The sequence below is a fragment of the Paraburkholderia sp. genome (genome assembly GCF_035656215.1).
Classification (GTDB): Bacteria; Pseudomonadota; Gammaproteobacteria; order Burkholderiales; family Burkholderiaceae; genus Paraburkholderia.
The window spans coordinates 1-18,852 of record NZ_DASRSY010000204.1 but is presented as its reverse complement, the minus strand read 5'-3'; the positions used below and the strand labels follow the sequence as shown (position 1 = coordinate 18,852).

Below are 18,852 nucleotides of genomic sequence, written 5' to 3'. Positions count from 1 at the left end.
TGCAGTCGCGCTGATTTTCTTTCTGCGCATGCGCATCGAGGATATGGCGGGCAAGGTGGGCACAAAGCAGGCGTCAGTCGGCGGTTTCGAAACCGAAGACGTGTTGTATCTGCTACCTATTGTCACGCTGACGAGCGTCGTCATGCCGTTCGTCGTGGTCGCGTCGATCGGCGCGCCGCTCTTTGCCGCCTGGGTGGTGGTCGATTACTGGCGCGTTTCGCGCCGCGCCGCACAGTCGGCGGTCGCTCCCGCCAAGGGGTCTGAAACCAGTCAAATGTGGGCCAGTGAATGAGTATGCACGCCGAAGACGACGTGATCGCACCAATCTCAGTTGAACGTTCGCCGGCCTCGTTGTCGGCCGTGCCGGCTACGCCGGCGCCGAATGCCGATCGCGCGGTTGCGAGCCGGACGCGTACATTCGACACCCCGCGTCTCTCCAGAGATTTCACCGGTCAGGGCGCGTTCCTGTATCTGGACGATTTCCTCGCGCCCGAAGTCACCGCCCAGCTCGTCCAGAGCGCGCGGGATCTCCTCGACGAAGTGAATCGCAACTATCTGCCGGGCCACAAGCAGGGCGGCAGCGTAAGCCGCCATACGATCGACCGCCTTGCACCGTTCATCGCCGAGCTGTATCGCTCGAAGGAACTGATCGGCTGGCTCGAACAGCTGAGCGGCGACAAGCTGCAAGTCTCGCCCGCGGACGACCCGCACGCGTATGCGCTGTATTACTACACGCGTGCCGGCGACCACATCGGCTGGCACTACGATACTTCGTACTATGACGGCCGCCGCTACACGCTGCTGCTCGGCGTGATCGACGAATCGTCGTGCCGCCTTGACTACGAATTGCATACGCGCAATCCGGACGTGGCCGATCAACCCGGTTCGGTACAGATTCCGCCGGGAGGTCTGGTGTTCTTCGACGGCGACAAGCTGCGGCATCGCATCACGCCGGCTGCCGCGAATGAAATGCGCGTGTCGCTCACCTTCGAATACGTCACCGACCCGAACATGCGGCCGTGGCGCCGTTTCATCTCGAACATGAAGGACGCGATCGCGTACTTCGGTTTCCGCCAGGTCTACCGTCAGATGACGAGGCGTGGCAAGGACCACGCATGACACGCGCCGCCCTGATTCTGCTGTCGATCGGGACGGCGCTGTTTGTCGGTCTGCTCGCGTGGCAGGGTTTCGGCTCGGTTGCCTCGGCGCTGGCCGCGGCAGGCTGGGGGCTCGCGCTCGTCGCGGCGTTCCACCTCGTGCCGCTGGTACTCGACGCCGGTGCGATCTCGGTGCTGTTCCCGCGCCATCGCGACAACGTGCATCACGATGTAACGCTGCGCGACGCGCTGTTCGTGCGCTGGATCGGCGAATCGGTGAATAGCCTGTTGCCGGCCGGCCAGATCGGCGGCCCTGTGGTAATGGTGCGACAACTGTCCCAGCGCGGCATGCGTATGCGCGACGCGGCTGCCGCGATCACCGTCAGCACCACGGCGCAGGCCCTCGCGCAAATCGTCTTTGCTCTGCTCGGGCTGCTGCTGTTCGGCGCTTATGCCGCGCACGGCGCGCTTCACGACCTGCGAATTGCCACGTTGATCGCCACCGGCGTGCTGGGCGCGATGATCGTGGGCTTTTACTATGCACAGCGGCGTGGCCTGTTCAGTCGTCTGCTGGGTGTGGTGTCGAAGGTGTTCGGCAAGCGCGACTGGTCGTCGCTCACCACGCGCGCCGAAGCCGTCGACGCCGCCGTGCAGGCGATGTACCGCGAGCGCGGCCGCGTCGCGGCGAGCTTCGCACTGAGTCTGGTGGGCTGGATCGTCGGCACGGTCGAGGTGTGGCTCGCGCTGCGCTTTCTCGGTCATCCGGTCGACTGGGTCGATGCGCTCCTGCTTGAAAGTCTCGGGCAGGCGATTCGCGGCGCAGCCTTCATGATCCCGGGCTCGCTCGGCGTCCAGGAAGGTGGTTATCTACTGCTCGCGCCGCTCGTGGGTTTGCCGCCGGATGCGGCGCTGGCGTTGTCGCTCGCCAAGCGCGCGCGTGAAATCCTGTTAGGTTTGCCGGGGCTACTGGTTTTGCACTTCAGCGAACGAAGCTGGAAACGGCGGCGCGCTACGACGCGCGTGCCGGTTGTCGATTAATCTCCGTATTTTCTCAAAGGACCGCGCATGCGTGCCATCATCCTCGCAGCGGGCCTCGGCCTGCGTCTCCAGCAACCGCCGCAGGCACAGTTCCCGAAGTGCCTGCTGCAGTTCGACGGCATGAGCCTGCTCGAACGGCATCTGCAGATGCTTGAAACCGCCGGCGTGACCGACGTCGTGCTGGCGCTCGGTTTTCAGCCGGAATCGGTGCAGGCTGAACTGGAGCGGATCAACTGGCCGCATAAGGTGCAAACCGTGCTGAATCCGCGTTTCGACCTGGGCAGCGTGTTGACGGTGCATACGGTGGCCGAGGCGCTGACGCGCGGCGGCGACGTGCTGCTGATGGACGCCGACGTGCTTTACGACGAGCGCATCCTGAGCGCATTGGTGGCGGGCGAAACGGTCAACCGTCTGTTGATCGACCGTGATTTCGAAGCCGGCGACGAACCCGTCAAGCTGTGTCTGAAAGACGGCGTGCCGGTCGAATTGCGCAAGCAGCTCGCCGTCAATCTCGAGTACGACACCATCGGCGAATCGGTCGGCTTCTTCCGCTTCCGTCAGGAAACCGCGCAACGTTTCACGGAGATCGTCGCGGGCTACGTGGATAGCGGCCGAGCCAACATGCCGCACGAAGAAGCGGTGCGCGACCTGCTGCTGGAGCGCAGCCAGGTGTTCGATACCGCCGACGTGACCGGCTCGCCGTGGATCGAGATCGATTTCCCGAACGACGTCGCTCGTGCGAGCACCGAGATTCTGCCGCAGCTGCAACCGCTGGTCAGCGCGTCGCGTTAAGTCTCCTCTCAGCATTTTTCTGCTGTATTGCATGGTGAGCCGGCTGTATGCCGGCTCACTGTCGCTTCGTTTTTCCCTTCGCTTTTCTTTTCGTTTCCGCTCCTGTTTTTCGTAGGTCCTTCCGCTTCGTTGTGCGCTCAACCATTGGGCGTCAGATAGCGGCGCGCCATTGGCACGAGTACAAAAAGACCTCGCTTAACAACATCTGTTGTCGATGCGATGCCATAATCGCAGCTTTACACCGGCGGCTTTGCAACCCGCCGTCATGCCAATGCCTCTCGCTTTAGGCACTTTCATTGTTCCGCTGATCGTCGCGTGTGCGATGTTCATGGAAAACGTGGACGGTACGGTCATCGTGACGTCGCTGCCAGTTCTGGCACGCGATCTCGGCCAGGATCCCATCACCCTCAAGCTTGCCGTGACGGCTTACGTCATCGGCCTCGGCGTGTTCATTCCGATTTGTGGCTGGGTCGCGGACCGCTTCGGTTCGCGCACGGTGTTTCGCACGGCAATCGGCATCTTCATCGCCGGCTCGCTGATGTGCGCCGCGTCCACTTCGCTCGGCACCTTCGTGGTTGCGCGCTTCGTGCAGGGGATCGGCGGCGCGATGATGGTGCCGGTGGGGCGCATCATCATTTTTCGCTCGGTGCCGAAGTCGGACTTCATCCGCGCGGTCAACTATCTGACGGTGCCTGCGCTGCTCGGGCCGGTAGTTGGGCCGCCGCTCGGCGGCTTCATCACGACGTATCTGCACTGGCGTCTGATTTTCTTCATCAACATTCCGATTGGCCTGCTCGGCATCTGGCTCGCGAACAAGCACATCGCCAACGTGCGCGAAGCGCATCCCGGGCGGCTCGACTGGACCGGCTTCGCGTTGTCGGCGAGCGGCGCGTCGCTGTTCATGCTGGGGCTCTCGCTGATAGGCGGCGAACTGGTCTCGAACACAGTATCGGTCAGCATGTGCGCGATCGGCGTGCTGCTGCTGGTGATGTACGTGCGGTACGCGAACCGCGTCGAATTGCCGGTGCTCGATTTGCGGCTGTTGCGTATTCCGAGTTTTCACGCGAGCGTGATTGGTGGCTCGCTGTTTCGCATCGGCCTCGGCGCGGTGCCGTTTCTGTTGCCGCTTGCGTTGCAGGAAGGCCTGGGCATGACGGCGTTCAAGTCGGGGTCGATCACCTGCGCGTCCGCGTTCGGCTCGCTCTTCATGAAGGCGGCCGCGTCACGCTTTCTCGGGCGTTTCGGTTTCCGCTCGGTGCTCATGTTCAATGCGGGCTGCGCGGGCCTGGCTATCGCGGTCTACGGTCTGTTCTTTCCCGGCACGCCGCATTGGCTGATCTGGTGCGTCGTGCTGTTCGGCGGCTTCTTCCCATCGTTGCAGTTCACCTCGTTGAATACCCTGGCGTATGCGGATATTCCGAGCCGCGACGTTGGCCGCGCGACGAGCGTCGCGAGTGTGATCCAGCAGATTTCGTTGGGACTCGGTGTGACGATCGGCGGCATCGTGCTGCAAATCTCGCATAACGTGCAGGGTCATTCGGCCATCGTGTTCTCCGACTTCTGGCCGGCGTTTCTGGTGGTCGGCCTGTTCTCGTTCCTGTCCATTCCGGTGACCGCGCGCTTGCCGCATGGCGCCGGCGATGAGATCGCGCGCGGTAGCAGAGGGTCTGCTTAGGCAAACTGCGGCGCACGGGCTTCGCTTCACGCGAAGCCGTGCGCCTTATTCAATCTCGACTCAAGTGTTGTGAGCCCGCTCGGTCGGGTTGCCCTTGGTCTGGAACACCGACAGATCTGGATACATGCTGCGCATCTTCTGCCATTCGGCTGCGTTGTAGAACTCGCACGGATTATCTGACGACGCAGTAGTGAAACGCTTGGCCACTTCGACACAGAAGCGCACCGTTTCCGCAATATCGATCTCGTGGTTAGCGCTGGAATCGCTGCCGCCTACCACCGATTGGGCCGTCACCGCCACGCCTACTACCGGCGCGCTCGTGGCGATATGCGGTTGCATGATGCTGTTGAAATGGTAAAGCCCGTTGTCGTACGGCGTGATGTCCTGCTGGCTGATCGGCAGCGTAACCGCGGGCCGGCCCGTGGTCGATTCCATGATTTTCACCAGATCCGGTGAGAGCCGGAGCAGGTAGCCTTGCATCGCAGTCGCCGAAATGGCGAAGCCGCGTTGCTTGATGATGCTGTTGCCCTTCGAAGCATCGAGCGACAGAATCGCATCCATCTCTGGCGAGACTTCGTAGACGTTCATCGTTTCGGACGAGACCGGCATACCCATGAAAGGCACGCCGTCGTTGTAGCTCATCGACACATCTGTCGCAATGTGCGTCGTGGCGAGCACGTCGCCTGGCAGATGATCGCCGCGCTGTTTCATCTGGGCGAGCTTGAGCGCCGCGGCGATTGTGCCGAGCGGGCCGTCCGCGTCCGATACCATGCCGATGCGTACCGGTCGTGCACCGATCGCGCCATTGCGGCCGATGATGCCTAATGTCCGTGCGCTGCCGCCGCCGGTCTTGCCATTCGTGCCGGGAATGAGGATGGAGACGAAATCGGTGGTCTTCGAGGTGTCCTCCGGCGGTTCGTCGTTGACGGTCGTGACGGTGACTTTCACACCGAGTTCGGCATAGGACGCGAACATGTCTACGATGGTCTGACCGTTCACAACGGCGCTGTCGAGCGCTTCATAGACGATAAGGGTGGGTTGCAATGACATGATAAAAAACCTCCCGAAACTGAATGGAGCAAAAAATCCGCCCCGCCGCGTACCTGAGGTAGTGCGGTGAAGCAGTGCGATGAGGCGATGAAGAAATCAGAACGAATGGCGTAGACCCACCATCACGGTGGTCTGATTGTTGTTGCCGTTGAGCGCCTTGCCGCCGCCGCCGGTCCAGTTGGTCGTGCTGTTGCCGAGCAGCCCGGACCAGTCGCCGTTCACCCAGTCGTAGGCAACCGCGAGGTAGGCATCGGTGCGTTTGCTGAACGCGTAATCCGCAACGCCATAGGCGGTAGCGCGGCCACCACTGAAGCCGTCGGCGCGCGTGCGGTCGTACATCATGCTGGCGGTGAAACTGGCGGCCGGCGTTGCGAGGTAGCTCGCGCCCACCGTGAAAAAGTCGTCGCGGCGGTCGCTCGCGAACACGGAATTCAGTGCGGCGATGCTGGTCGGCGTGGCGGCCGTCGACATGCTGGTGATGGACGCCGTGTCGGTACCGCCGTTGGACGAGTCGAAACCTGCGTCACGATGGCTGTAGATGTAGTTGGCGAACAACCGCGCGGGCCCAAAAGCGGCTTTGAGTCCTGCAATGTAGATACGCGCGGTGCGGCTCGCGCTGTCATGTGTGTACTGCGCGTCGCCGATTATCGTCAACGGACCGCCCGCATACTTGAGACCCAGCGATGCCGACGATCTCGCCTTGCTGTCGCCGGCGACACCGCCGAACGCGTACTCGGCGATACCCGTCACGGGCCCGAAGCTGCCGGTATAGCTCGCAGCGTTGTCGTAGCGCTGCCCGGTCAGGAACACCATCCACGAGTTCGAGGGGGCCGCGCCGATGCCGAGCGGGTCGACGTAGTACAGCATGGTGTTAGCCGTGGTGTACTGCCGGCCGAACGCCAGTTCGCCATACTGATTGCCGATCTTCACGAACGCCTGGCGGCCGAACAACTGGCCTTGCTGGTCCAGTCGTCCGTTATTGGCCAGGAAGCCATTCTCGAGCGTGAACCCTGTCTTCAACCCTCCGCCCAGGTCCTCACTGCCTTTCAGGCCGAAGCGGCTGCCGGACAGAAAACCTTCATTGCCTTGCTGAAGGCCGATGGTGGCGTCGCCCGCAGCGTTCATGTGGGTCTGATAAGCGATGCCGGTGTCGACCACGCCGTACAGGGTGACGCCGGATTGAGCCAGGGCGGCAGTTGGGGCGGCGAACACCAAAGCAGAGAGCCAACGGGATGAGATCATTGGATAGGGTTGCTAAAAAATTAGGGTGAGCGCCTCCCTCGCCGGAGCTGGACTCCGGACGCGGCGATACGGCGCGACGGTAGGCGGCTAAGCGGGTCGATCAGGCGCTAAATGCAGCCCAATCGTTCATGCCCGCAGGGCCGATAATTTTCGACAGCGGAAAGGTTTCGCCTTCACGTAGCGTGTCGATGCGGCCACCGCTGACGAGGTGCAGCGCGTGACGCTCGCCAAGCACCGTGCCATGCGTGCCGTCCGAGTACAACGCCGAGCCCTCCGGGAGCGCGAACACCTGTTCCGGTGCGTTGATCTCGAGGAATTCCGCAAGCCGTTCTTCGCGGCTTTCACCGTTGTGACCGGCAGGTTTTCCGCTGATGAAGTGCGGATTGATCTGGAATGGCACGAGACCGAGCGCGCGCAGCGTAGGCGGCTGAACGATCGGCATATCATTAGTCGTACGGATGGTTGGGCAAGCGACGTTGCTTCCAGCGCTCCAGCCGACGTAGGGCGTGCCGGCGGCGACCTTCGCGCGGATCGCGTCGACGATGCCGGCGTCGTACATGCGTTTGAGCAGCGCGAATGTGTTGCCGCCGCCGACGGCGATCGCGTCGGCCTGCTCGATTGCCGCGCGCGGATCGGCGCTGCGATGGATCGATTCCAACTCGTAGCCGAGCTGATTGAAGACTGGCTTGACGATGTTTTCGTAGGTGTCGAAGCTGAACGTCACGCCGGCGTACGGCACGAAAATGACCCTTTTTTTCTCGTGACGCAGCAGCGTATGAATCTGCTCGCTGGCGTGTTCGAGATATCCGAGGCTGTCCTTGCGCGAACTGCTCATCAGAAGAATGCGTTGGTTCATGGTGGGTTTCCGCCTTTTTGAGTGTCTGAAGGAAGGTAGGGTCGGGCGAACTCAGGCAACCGTCGCGCGGATGATGCCGGCAACGCGATCGATTTCTTCCCGGGTGTTGAAGTAGTGCAGCGATACGCGCGCCATCGTCGTCACGCCATAGCGCGCGAGAATCGCGTCGGCCATGAACCCGCCTGCTTCGATGATGCAGTGCTGCTGTTCGAGCGCGCTCACCAGCGTGGCCGGATCGATGCCACGCAAATTGAACGGCACGATGCCGATACGTTGCGTTACGTCACGCGGGCCGTAGAGTTCGAAGCCGGGCAAGGTTTCGAACTGCGCGACGGCGTAGGTGGTCAGTTCGCGTACCCGGGCGGCGATCGCGTCGATACCGATACTCTGCGCATAGCGGATCGCCGCGCCGAGCGCGAGGATCGCCGGTACGATCGGGCAGCCTGCTTCGAAACGGCGTGCGCCGGGCACGAGCGAAAGCGCGCCGCTCGCGCGATCGAAGGCACCGTTCCACCAGCCGACGAGCGCCGGTTCGAGCGCCTCGATGTGCTGTTCGCGCACATACAGAAAGCCCGAGCCCTCGGTTGCGCGGAGCGCTTTTCGGCCGCAGCCGGCGAGGAAATCGCAGTCCAGTTCCGCGACGTTGACCGGCAGCATGCCGACGCTCTGCGACGCATTGACGAGTGACATGGCGCCATGATCGCGCGCCACCTTGCAGATTTGCACGGCGGGTTGGACTGCGCCGGTTGAGTTCGGCACATGAGAGAAGGTCACGAGCCGGGTGCGTGGCGTGAGTGCCGCGGCGAACGCGTCGGGACAGAGCATGCCGCTGGGGTCGGCGGCAACCATGACGACTTTCACACCGTGCGTCTGTTGCAACCGATGCCAAGGCAGCAGATTGCTCAGCATTTCCGTGTCGGCAACCAGGATCTCATCGCCGGCTTGCCACGCAATACCGCGTGCTATCAGCGAGATCGCTTCGGTCGCGTTCTTGGTGAAGGCGATTTCCTGCGTCTGCGCACCTAGAAAGGCTGCGAGTTGCGCGCGGATCGCTTCGACGCGCGCATAGGTCTCCTTGCGAAACGAGGGCAGGTAAATGCCGATGTGTCCCGTATCGAGCAGGTAGCGGCGTGCTTCATCGAGCACCGTGTCGGGCGGCAGCGAGGCCGCTGCGGTGTCGAAGTAGACCGTGGTGGCGGTCAGCGGAGTGGCGGCGCGGATGGCCTGAATATCCATGGTAGATCTCGGTTCGAAAAGCAAAAATGGGGAGCCGTGCAGCGCTTATTTATGCAGACGTGTGACTGAGCCGAAGAAGCTGAACAGCGCATCGCCCGCGATCACGCCGCCGGCGAAAGCGCTCATCTCTCCCGCGTGGCGTTCGCCGCGCAGCCGGGTCACCACGAAGCGGATCGCAAGACCAGCGAGGACTGCCCAGCCGGCGAGCGGCGACGCGATCAGCATGCCGGTGGACAGCAGAATGCCGAGTTGACGTTTCGAGCCGCCGAACCATTGCAGCAGTGCACCTGGAATGGCCCACAGTGCGAGATGGCGGGCAATGTCGGCCGACGAACCGGCACGAATCGAAGCCGCATAGACGCGATCGACCGGCGGCAACATATTGCGCGAGAAGAAGTGGTCATGAAACACGATCACGACGATTGCGGCGACGATAAACCCCGCCATTGCGGCGATGAGTTGCTGGCGGCGTCCCGCGAGTTCGGTCGCCATGTCCTTGCCTTCACCGCGCAGCAGATAGCCGGTTTTCAGGTCGTAGCCCATATCGGCGAAGGCGGGCCCGGTGGCGGCCGAGAAGCCGGCAAGCACCGCGAGCGCGGAGGGCGGAAAGCCGATCAGGATGCCAATGGTCAGTGTGATCAGCGCGACCGCGAAAGCAGGAAACCAGCCCGAGTGCATCGCGGCGATGCCGACGATCAACTCATGCGCGTAAGCGGCGAACGCGGCGTAGATCACGAACGCGATCAGCATGCCGGGCGACATCTCGGTCACATGACCGGCCATCACCGAGATCAGCAGCGCAATCATCACGTACGCGACGAAGCCGCCTGACAGCACGCGACTGGCTCGCGCGCCCGACATCTCGAGATTACGCGGATCGGCGCCGGCGGCGGTGCGCGAGCGATGGATCTCGCGTGCCACCTGCAGCAGCGCCACCATCCCCGCGCCGATCATCAGGCCGTGCGGAATGTAGGCCGCGGCGATGTCGACGTGCAGCACCGGCACGGCGTAGCCACGGATCAGGAGACCGATGCCGAACATGGTCAGCGCCGCGAGATTGCCGAGAAAGGCTGCACCGAATGCTGACATCGGCACGCCGAATAACGCACCCGCTACGCCGGTGGCGACGCCCAAGCCGAGGAATACGGCTTTGCGTCCACCGCGGTCGCCTGCCCAGATGGCTTCGGCCGTCGCGACGCCGGCGGGCCATGTACCGGTGGCCGGGAAAATCTTGCTGCCGAACAGGTGGTACAGCATGGCGCCGTCCACCAGCATCGCCACGATCGAGCCCACCAGCATCGGCGTGGTCAACTCGGGCATGCCCATCGCGTAGGGCACGCCGAGCGGGATCATCAGCGAATTGGCGGCACCGAAAGTGGCCGACGAGATCGCGGTCTGCACCAGGTTCTGACGCTCCAGAACGCGAAAACGACGTGTCAGTTCGAGGGGAATACGCGAGAACACGATGGCCATCAGCGCGCCGATGATGGACGTGTTGGCGGAGATGCCGAGCGAGACGATCAACTGCATGCCGATGATCGCGCCCAGTACCGAAAGGCCGACTGACACAAGCATCAGCAGCGGTTCGAAGAAGGAGATGCGTGGGCTGGCGGACAGGGTGTCCGCCGGGACTTGCTGGGTGGCTGGCATGTCGGTCGATGCTTTCATGGTGTCGGGTTTGCGCCGCTCGGGTGGCGCGGCTGATGAGAGTAAGGGGCCAATCAAGGGCCGCTCAGAACCAGTCAGAACCAGTCAGCGCGTCATGCCGACGACAGGCTCGACCGCCTCGCGTGTCTTCTTGAGCGCCTCGATGAGGCGCGGCACGGCTTCGCCGTCGATTCGCTGCACTGGTCCTGCGATGGCCAGCGAGCCGACCACGCGGCGCCGGTCGCGTGACCAGAGCGGCACTGCAAGGCCGGCTACCGTGGCTGCTGCTTCTTCGCGGGTGTGGCTCCAGCCGTCTGTGCGGATCTGTTCGAACCGCGCTTCGATCGCGGCCGTGTCGGCGAGCTTGTTTTTCCGATACACCGTGGAGCGCAGATCGTCGGGCTGAAAGGCAAGGATTGCCTTGGCGTGAGCGCCCGCGACGAGAGCAAAACGTTGCCCCAGTTCGATCGAGAAGCGCAATTGGTGCTGGCTCTGGGCGATATCCGTGCAAATGCCCTCGTCGCCGTCGAGCAGCGACAGGAATACCGTTTCGCCGCTCGCTTGCGCCAGTTGATCCAGCGCCGGCTGCACGACTTCCGCGGGTGAAAACGTGTGATGCGCGACCTGACCAAGTTCGAACAGGCGCAGGCCGAGTGAATAGCGCCCGGCGCTGTCCTGCATCAAAAAGCCGTTAGCGGCGAAGGTGGCGAGTACGCGATGGACCACCGCGTGATGAACGCCGGTTTCTTTCGCAAGTTCACGTACACCCCACGAGGGCTGTTGAGCGGTGAAGCGCATGAGTAAGGTCAAGGCGCTATCGAGGGACTTCAGCATGGCGTCTCCGTATGAGAGACACTGTCTCTCGTTAAGAAAAATAGTAGGCTGCCACAAGGGAGGCGTCAATCGAGGGTTAACGCCGACGGTTGCACCGATTGAGAAGCGAGAAGAAGAATCGGAAGAGTGGCAAGACGGCTTCGAGCGTTGCTGCGCGTGACGATGAAACGAAGGTTTTTGGATGTGCCGCAGCATGCACCACATGCGTGCAACAGCTTCGCAAATGCCGGACCGGCATGTTATAAGCGCAAGGCAGCTTTCGTTATCGTCAGATGAAGAAGTCGTCTTGGGGGATATCCAATGAAGTTGTTTCATAACGCCAAATCGTCTGCTAGCGGACTTGCGCTGGTCGCGCTCGTCACCGTTTCAACAGGCTTTCTCGAAACCACCCCGGCCTTTGCCAAAGCGCCCGCCAAGGCGCAGCCGGCGGTTCTCACGGCGTCCGCCATTGCGGTCGCTGACAAGTACAGTGCCGACGCCGCGGAGCAGATCCTCAAGGAAGGCGGCAACGCTGTCGATGCAGCCGTTGCGATCGCCTTCACGCTTGCCGTGACGTATCCGGAAGCGGGCAATATCGGTGGCGGTGGTTTCATGACGTTGTACGTCGACGGCAAGCCGTACTTCCTCGACTATCGCGAGCGCGCGCCGCTGGCAGCCACCAAGAACATGTATCTCGACGACAAGGGCGAGGTCATCAAAGGCATGAGCCTGTTCGGTTATCGCGCGGTGGGCGTGCCGGGCACCGTCGACGGCATGTGGCAGGCGCAGCGCCGCTTCGGCAAGCTCAAATGGAAGCAGGTGCTCGCACCGGCGATTCACTACGCACGTGACGGTTTTGAGGTCAGCGAACAATTGCAGCAGCGTCGCGACGACGCCGCGAAAGACTTTGCCGGCAAGACCAACTTCGACACTTATTTCGGCAATCTGAAGCAGGGCGTCAATTTCAAGCAACCGGATCTTGCCGCTGTGCTGCAGCGCATTTCGGATCAGGGTGCGAAAGATTTCTACTCGGGCAAGACGGCTGATCTGATCGCGGCGTCCATGCGCGGCCACGGTCTGATCACGAAGGCCGATCTGCAGCAGTACAAGGCAGTGTGGCGTCAGCCGATCCAGGCCGACTGGAACGGTTATCACGTGATTACCGCGCCGCCCCCGAGCTCGGGTGGTATTGGTCTCGTGCAGTTGCTGAAGATGAAGGCCGACATTGCGCCCGACTTCAAGGACGTCGCGCTTAATTCCGCGCAGTACGTGCACCTGATCGCTGAAATCGAGAAACGCGTGTTCGCCGATCGTGCGCAGTATCTCGGCGATCCGGATTTCTACAAGGTGCCGGTCGCACAACTGACCGACGACGCCTACATCGCCAAGCGTGCCGCTGAAGTGAATCCGACTACGCCGTCGGATACAAAGAGCGTGCAGCCGGGTCTCGGCACGACGATGCCGGAGAAAGCAGAAACCACGCACTTCTCCGTGATCGACAAGTGGGGTAACGCGGTGTCGAACACGTACACCATCAACGGTTACTTCGGCTCGGGCGTGGTGGCGGATCGTACGGGCATCGTGCTGAACGACGAGATGGACGACTTCTCTGCGAAGCCGGGCGTCGCGAATATGTTCGGCGTGGTGGGCAGCGACGCGAATTCGATCGAACCGAAGAAGCGCCCGTTGTCGTCGATGAGCCCTACGATTCTGACGAAGGACGGCAAGGTGTCGCTCGTGATCGGCACGCCGGGCGGCTCGCGCATCTTCACGTCGATTTTCCAGGTGATCAACAACATCTACGACTTCAACATGCCGTTGCAGGAAGCCGTCGGCGCGATGCGCTTCCATCACCAGCTGTTGCCGCCGAACACGATCTTCTGGGAGCCGTACAAGCCAATCGACGGCGAACTCGCCAAGCAGATCGAAGCCAAGGGCTATGTGCTGAAGGGGCAGGATTTCAGCGGCGACATCCAGGCGATCAAGGTCAATGGCGATACGCCGGAAGCCGCAGCCGATCCACGCGGCCGTGGTGTGACGCGGGTGATTCAGTGAGCGTTTGACTTAAGTCGTTTAGATGCATCTGAGCGGCGCATCTTTGCGGATGCGTCGCAGGCAGAAAAAAAGCCTCGCGCTCGATTGAGCGCGAGGCTTTTTTATTCGCGAGATTGAGAGTGAGGGAAGTTTCTTTATCCCGGAGCTCGATTGAACGTGAGGCCTTTCTCCACCGCAGGTAATCTGGCGAATCAGCTAATTTGCTCGACCGGCGTCAAAGTCAATTCGAGCCGTTGCGCACCACGCAACACGGTCATGCTAACCGGCTTGTCGATACGCGACGCGTCAAGCGTGCGTTGCAGGCCATCGACGTCTTGCACCGCAAGCGCGTCTATCGCCACTATCGTGTCATCAGTTCGCAGACCGCCGAGGGCAGCGGGGCTGCCTTTGACGATTTCCATGACATGCACGCCGCTCTCCGAGTTCAGCGCGAAATAGCGCTGCACACGACGCGACAGCGGCCTCGTGGTGCCGGCCACGCCGATGTACGCGCGCCGCACGCGGCCGTACGCGAAGATCTGCATGATCACCCACTTGGCTGTATCGATCGCGGTGGCGAAGCAGATCGCCTGGGCGCCGGGAATGATTGCCGTGTTCACGCCGATCACCTGACCGGCCGAATTGATCAGCGGGCCGCCCGAATTGCCGGGATTGAGCGCGGCATCCGTCTGGATCACGTCGTAGATCATGCGGCCCGAATTCGAGCGCAGCGAGCGGCCAAGCGCCGAGACCACGCCCGTCGTCACCGTTTGCGCGAGGCCGAGCGGATTGCCGACTGCGATCGCAATCTGGCCGACCCGCAACTTCGACGATTCGCCGAGTTCGACGTGCGGTAACGGCTCCGGCGAGCCGATGCGCAGGACGGCGAGATCGCTGCCGGGGTCGTCACCGACCAGATCGGCGTCGAATTTCGCGCCATCGGCGAGCGTCACCTTGATGAGCGTGGCGCCGTGCACGACGTGGCTGTTGGTGAGCAAATAGCCGTCGGGCGTGAACAGAAAGCCTGAGCCGGTGCCGCCGCGCGCGCCGCGGCTATCGCGCCCGGAGGGGGCACCGGGCAGCCGGCGTTCGACGGAAATGAAGGCGACCGCCTGCTGAACGCGTTCCAGCGCGCCGATCACGGTGCGGGAATAGGCGTCGAGCAGGGCGTCGTCGGATAAAGCGTTGAGTGGATTGGGCCCGGGGGCGTCGGATGCGGCGCGCGACAGGTCATCGATGAAGCTTGGGCGGCTTCCCATGGCGATGCTCCGGATAAACGGGAATCCAGATGCGGGGCGGTGGAAGGGTTTTCAAGTGCGGGCGGGGCGGGGTGCGCAGACGTGGGCTATGAGACACTTCCCCGTGTCTGGCCATGCTGACGCTGGGGTCGTTGCCCGAGCGGGGACGCTGGCCAAGGCCCGGATCGACGTTCACGCTCGCGCCCACGCCAACGCCAACGCCCGCAATGCCCGCACACGGCCCGGGCACATGCCATGCAAGCCCGTCAGGCGCCCGCCATTCCAGGGAGATAGCCGCCATGAACTCACCCACCACCTCAGCCCCAGCCTCTGCCTCATCAGGCGCGCCGACAGGTCGGACGGAATCGAGCACACCGCCCGAACCGCACATCGAATCCCTCAGCGCTATCACGCTCGCTACCCGCGATATGCCGCGCGCGGTGCTGTTTTACGAGGCGCTCGGTTTTCCAATCAAGTTCGGCGGCTCGCAGGAAGCGTTTACGTCGTTTGCATTCGGCGGTTCGTATCTGAACCTGATCGTCGATGCGCGCGCACCAGTCAACTGGTGGGGCCGCGTGATCATTTATGTCTCGGATGTCGACGCGCTCTACCGGAAGGCGCTGGCGGCGGGTTTTAAGCCGTCGTTCGAACCGTCCGATGCGCCGTGGGGCGAGCGCTATTTCCACATCACCGATCCCGACGGCCACGAACTCAGCTTCGCGAGGCCATTGCGTTAGCAGCAGGCTGGCGGCGCAAAACTCGCTATCATGGACGTTCAAAAGGCGCGCAGGCCGCAAAGGTGCGCCCATCGCCCCACAGCGCGGTTGCCGCGCTGGTAACACGGCTGACACTTGGCGCTTCGATAATCGAACGCGTTCGCGACGCGCATGCGCCGCGCGCCTAACCATTTCCGTTGCCAGGAGAGTCGCAATGAAAGAGCTGGACCCGAGACCCGAGGCCGAAGTGCTGGCAGAACGGCAACGCCGTTTCGAGGAAGACCTCATCGACGCGTACGACGAGGAGCTCGAAATGGAGGTCGACGACCGCATCATCGACGGCGCGGATGGCTTCACGCCCGAGCATCGCGAGGCGCGCAAGATGTACTTCCGCGAGCTGTTCCGGTTGCAGGGCGAGCTCGTCAAACTGCAGGACTGGATCGTGCAGACCGGTCATCGCCTCGTGGTGATTTTCGAAGGACGCGACGCGGCTGGCAAGGGCGGTGCGATCAAACGCATCACGCAGCGGCTCAATCCGCGCGTATGCCGCGTGGCGGCGTTGCCGGCGCCGAACAACCGCGAACGTACGCAATGGTATTTCCAGCGTTACGTGTCGCATCTGCCGGCCGGCGGCGAAATGGTGCTGTTCGACCGCAGCTGGTACAACCGCGCGGGCGTTGAACGCGTGATGAATTTTTGCAGCGACGACGAGTACGAAGAGTTTTTCCGCTCGGTGCCGGAATTCGAAAAAATGCTGGCGCGAAGCGGCGTGCAGATTCTCAAATACTGGTTTTCGATCACCGACGAAGAACAGGAGATTCGCTTTCAGAACCGCATCCACGATCCGCTGAAACAATGGAAGCTGAGTCCGATGGACCTGGAAAGCCGGCGCCGCTGGGAAGCCTATACGCAGGCGAAAGAAGTCATGCTGCAGCGCTCGCACATTCCCGAGGCGCCGTGGTGGGTCGTGCAGGCAGTCGACAAGAAACGTGCGCGCCTGAACTGCATTCACCATCTACTGGGTCAGGTGCCGTATCACGAGATCGAGCATTCGCGTGTCGAACTGCCGGCGCGGGTTTATCACGACGAATATAGTCGCCAGGCGGTGCCGACGTCGATGATCGTGCCTGAAATTTATTGATCGGGTTTCGACTTGGTGGAACGTAAAAAAGCGCGGCAAAGACCGCGCTTTTTTACGTTCGCCGTTGCCGGATTTGCACCTGACAGCCGCGGTTTCAGCAGGTTCAGAACACCATTCGGAATACCCAGTAGAGGCCCGCGGCCAGCGCGATCGAAACCGGCAGCGTCAGCACCCAGGCGAGGATCAGACTGCGCACGGTGGCCCATTGCAAGCCGGAGCCGTTGGCCGCCATGGCGCCGGCCACGCCTGACGACAGCACATGCGTCGTCGAGACCGGCAAGCCATACATGTCGGCCGCGCCGATCGTCAGCATCGCCACCACTTCAGCCGACGCGCCCTGTCCATAGGTCAGATGCTGCTTGCCGATCTTTTCGCCGACCGTGACGACGATCCGTTTCCATCCGACCATCGTGCCGAGACCCAGGGCGATCGCAACCGCGACCTTGACCCACGTCGGGATAAATTTGGTGGCGTGATCCGTTTGCGCCTTGAAGTTGTCGATCGCTTTGGCGTCTTCCGGCGAGAAGGCCGGCTGTTTGCTCTTCTCCATCAGACGAATGGCTTCGGACGCAACATACATGTTGTTACGCACGTTATCGACGATGTTCTGCGGCACCGCAGCCATCGATCCCGACGCGCTGACCTGGTTGCCGATCTGCGTGGTTAATTCCTGCAAGGCCGGCAACGTGGTGGGCGTCAACTGGCGCGTACGCACATACGCTTCGACATCGGCGCGCGGATTGATGGACGGCGCCGTGCCCTGGGTGTACCTGGCGAGCGTTGTCGAGGCCTGCTGCGCCACCGCGAGGAAGGTTTGCGTTTCCGCCGGTGTGACCGCCTTGTTCAGCGCGTACGCCGTCGGCACCGTGCCGATCAGGATCAGCATGATGAGGCCCATGCCTTTTTGCCCATCGTTCGAACCGTGCGCGAACGAAACGCCCGTGCAGGTCAGAATCAGCAGGCTGCGAATCCAGAACGGCGGCGGCTCCTTGCCCTTCGGCTCTGCATACAACGCGGGAACGCGCACCACGGCCTTGAGGATCAGCAGCAGCAAACCGGCGGCGAGAAAACCGACCAGCGGCGAAAACAGTAAGGACTTGCCCACGCCAAGCGCCTGACCCCAGTCCACGCCGCTCGTGCCGCTTGATCCGTGCATCAACTGATTCATCAGACCGACGCCGATGATCGAGCCGATCAACGTATGCGAGCTCGACGACGGCAGTCCGAAATACCAGGTGCCCAGATTCCAGATGATGGCCGCGATCAACAATGCGAAGACCATCGCAAAGCCCGCGCTGCTGCCCACTTGCAGAATCAGTTCGACGGGCAGCAGTTGCAGAATGCCGAACGCGACCGCGCCCGTTGAAGTAAGCACACCGAGGAAATTCCATGCGCCGGACCAGACCACCGCAAGGTTTGGCGCCAGCGAATGCGTATAGATCACGGTGGCGACGGCGTTGGCCGTGTCATGAAAACCATTGACGAATTCGAAGCCGAGGGCGATCAGCAGCGCAATGCCGAGTAGCAGGTAGGGCAAAAACGATGCTTCGCGTACCGGTTGTAAATCGTCCGCCAGATGCATGATGCAATAAGCAGCACCGATCGCAATCACAACGAGGAAGATGATGAGGCCGATGTTGCGCCCCTTTCCACTTGTAGTGCCCGGTTGCGGGTACGAAAGTTCCGGCATGACGTGAGCCCCAAAAGTTTGTCGCGGAGCCATCGATCCTGCGGGGGCTGTGTGTCGTATTGATGACAATGGCGTGACGGCTATGCGGGACGAATGTTCGTGGGAAGGGGCGGGGTACGCAAGGCACACCGTCTCATACGTTTTATGCACGCTGGCTCTGGGATAACCAGTGGATATTCACCAGGGCCTTTTTTTTGCTAGGCTGACACAAACGGCCTTGAAGGACGTCCGATGAAGCAAGCGAGCCGGAAAATCGACAAACAGGCTGTGGATAGCAAGCCGGCCGCGGCGGCACCTTCGGCTGAGTCGGCCTTTGCGTCGTACGCGGCGCCCCTTGTCGACGAAGCGATCGAACACGCCAGTGTGGTGCGCGAAGACGCATCGCCCGAGGCGCTGCACAAGCTGCGCGTATCGCTGCGGCGGTTGCGCTCGTTGTGGTGGGCGTTCGAACCCTTGCTGGACAAAGGCGAGAATACGCGCCAACGGGCGCTGTATAAATATCTGGCGACGGCAGCCGGCAAGACGCGCGATTGGGACATTCTGATCGAACTGATTACTCAGGACGAGCGTGTTGCGCACGAGATGAC

Annotated in this window: 16 protein-coding genes and 1 pseudogene; 9 read left to right on the top strand and 8 right to left on the bottom strand. The window is 62.1% G+C overall.

Features of this window, described 5'->3' with window-relative positions:
- The 5 genes and pseudogenes from VFE81_RS11540 to VFE81_RS11520 form a co-directional block, all read left to right on the top strand.
- A pseudogene (locus VFE81_RS11540) lies at nucleotides 1-292 on the top strand (CDP-alcohol phosphatidyltransferase family protein); the annotation flags it as partial.
- Nucleotides 289-1,119: a HalD/BesD family halogenase gene (locus VFE81_RS11535; RefSeq protein ID WP_325044723.1), complete on the top strand. Its 831-nt coding sequence runs from the start codon at nucleotides 289-291 to the stop codon at nucleotides 1,117-1,119. The pseudogene VFE81_RS11540 and the gene VFE81_RS11535, both read left to right, overlap by 4 nt.
- On the top strand, nucleotides 1,116-2,135 hold the full coding sequence (locus tag VFE81_RS11530) for a flippase-like domain-containing protein (RefSeq protein ID WP_325044722.1): 1,020 nt from the start codon (nucleotides 1,116-1,118) through the stop codon (nucleotides 2,133-2,135). The genes VFE81_RS11535 and VFE81_RS11530 overlap by 4 nt, the downstream gene beginning before the upstream one ends.
- Nucleotides 2,136-2,162: 27 nt before the next feature.
- Nucleotides 2,163-2,927 (top strand): phosphocholine cytidylyltransferase family protein, encoded by a 765-nt coding sequence (locus VFE81_RS11525; protein WP_325044721.1) that lies wholly within the window; start codon nucleotides 2,163-2,165, stop codon nucleotides 2,925-2,927.
- A 271-nt stretch (nucleotides 2,928-3,198) separates the two neighbouring features.
- Nucleotides 3,199-4,602 (top strand): MFS transporter, encoded by a 1,404-nt coding sequence (locus VFE81_RS11520; protein WP_325044720.1) that lies wholly within the window; start codon nucleotides 3,199-3,201, stop codon nucleotides 4,600-4,602.
- 60 nt (nucleotides 4,603-4,662) lie between these two features.
- Here the strand turns inward: VFE81_RS11520 and VFE81_RS11515 are convergent, their stop codons facing one another.
- The 6 genes from VFE81_RS11515 to VFE81_RS11490 all read right to left on the bottom strand — a co-directional run bounded on the left by VFE81_RS11515 (nucleotide 4,663) and on the right by VFE81_RS11490 (nucleotide 11,467).
- Nucleotides 4,663-5,652 carry a DUF1177 domain-containing protein gene (locus VFE81_RS11515; protein ID WP_325044719.1) on the bottom strand — a complete coding sequence of 330 codons (990 nt, stop codon included), beginning with the start codon at nucleotides 5,650-5,652 and terminating at the stop codon, nucleotides 4,663-4,665.
- A gap of 96 nt (nucleotides 5,653-5,748) precedes the next feature.
- A complete protein-coding gene (locus VFE81_RS11510) occupies nucleotides 5,749-6,894 on the bottom strand; it encodes a porin (protein ID WP_325044718.1) in 1,146 nt (381 codons plus the stop codon).
- Nucleotides 6,895-6,994: 100 nt separating this feature from the next.
- Nucleotides 6,995-7,750: a dipeptidase PepE gene (gene pepE, locus VFE81_RS11505; RefSeq protein WP_325044717.1), complete on the bottom strand. Its 756-nt coding sequence runs from the start codon at nucleotides 7,748-7,750 to the stop codon at nucleotides 6,995-6,997.
- A 51-nt stretch (nucleotides 7,751-7,801) separates the two neighbouring features.
- Nucleotides 7,802-8,986, bottom strand: coding sequence for an aminotransferase class V-fold PLP-dependent enzyme (locus VFE81_RS11500; RefSeq protein ID WP_325044716.1), 1,185 nt, complete (start codon nucleotides 8,984-8,986; stop codon nucleotides 7,802-7,804).
- A 45-nt stretch (nucleotides 8,987-9,031) separates the two neighbouring features.
- Entirely contained in the window at nucleotides 9,032-10,636 is a 1,605-nt protein-coding gene (locus VFE81_RS11495; protein ID WP_414695581.1) for an OPT/YSL family transporter, read from the bottom strand.
- A 102-nt stretch (nucleotides 10,637-10,738) separates the two neighbouring features.
- Nucleotides 10,739-11,467 (bottom strand): IclR family transcriptional regulator, encoded by a 729-nt coding sequence (locus VFE81_RS11490; protein WP_325044715.1) that lies wholly within the window; start codon nucleotides 11,465-11,467, stop codon nucleotides 10,739-10,741.
- Between the two features lie 300 nt (nucleotides 11,468-11,767).
- Between VFE81_RS11490 and ggt the strand changes: the two genes are divergently transcribed.
- On the top strand, nucleotides 11,768-13,501 hold the full coding sequence (ggt, locus tag VFE81_RS11485) for a gamma-glutamyltransferase (protein WP_325044714.1): 1,734 nt from the start codon (nucleotides 11,768-11,770) through the stop codon (nucleotides 13,499-13,501).
- 191 nt (nucleotides 13,502-13,692) lie between these two features.
- Here ggt and VFE81_RS11480 read toward each other — a convergent pair whose 3' ends face one another.
- The gene (locus VFE81_RS11480) at nucleotides 13,693-14,739 is read right to left on the bottom strand and encodes a S1C family serine protease (RefSeq protein ID WP_325044713.1); all 1,047 of its coding nucleotides are present in this window, start codon (nucleotides 14,737-14,739) and stop codon (nucleotides 13,693-13,695) included.
- A gap of 278 nt (nucleotides 14,740-15,017) precedes the next feature.
- On the opposite strand from VFE81_RS11480, the gene VFE81_RS11475 reads away from it, so the two are divergent.
- Together VFE81_RS11475 and ppk2 are read left to right on the top strand one after the other, a co-directional pair.
- The gene (locus VFE81_RS11475) at nucleotides 15,018-15,455 is read left to right on the top strand and encodes a VOC family protein (RefSeq protein ID WP_325044712.1); all 438 of its coding nucleotides are present in this window, start codon (nucleotides 15,018-15,020) and stop codon (nucleotides 15,453-15,455) included.
- Nucleotides 15,456-15,648: 193 nt separating this feature from the next.
- Nucleotides 15,649-16,575 (top strand): polyphosphate kinase 2, encoded by a 927-nt coding sequence (gene ppk2, locus VFE81_RS11470; protein ID WP_325044711.1) that lies wholly within the window; start codon nucleotides 15,649-15,651, stop codon nucleotides 16,573-16,575.
- Between the two features lie 103 nt (nucleotides 16,576-16,678).
- Here ppk2 and VFE81_RS11465 read toward each other — a convergent pair whose 3' ends face one another.
- The gene (locus VFE81_RS11465; protein WP_325044710.1) at nucleotides 16,679-18,265 is read right to left on the bottom strand and encodes an inorganic phosphate transporter; all 1,587 of its coding nucleotides are present in this window, start codon (nucleotides 18,263-18,265) and stop codon (nucleotides 16,679-16,681) included.
- A 231-nt stretch (nucleotides 18,266-18,496) separates the two neighbouring features.
- Here VFE81_RS11465 and VFE81_RS11460 point away from each other — a divergent pair.
- On the top strand, nucleotides 18,497-18,852 hold a 356-nt coding region (locus VFE81_RS11460; RefSeq protein WP_325044709.1), incomplete at its 3' end, for a CHAD domain-containing protein.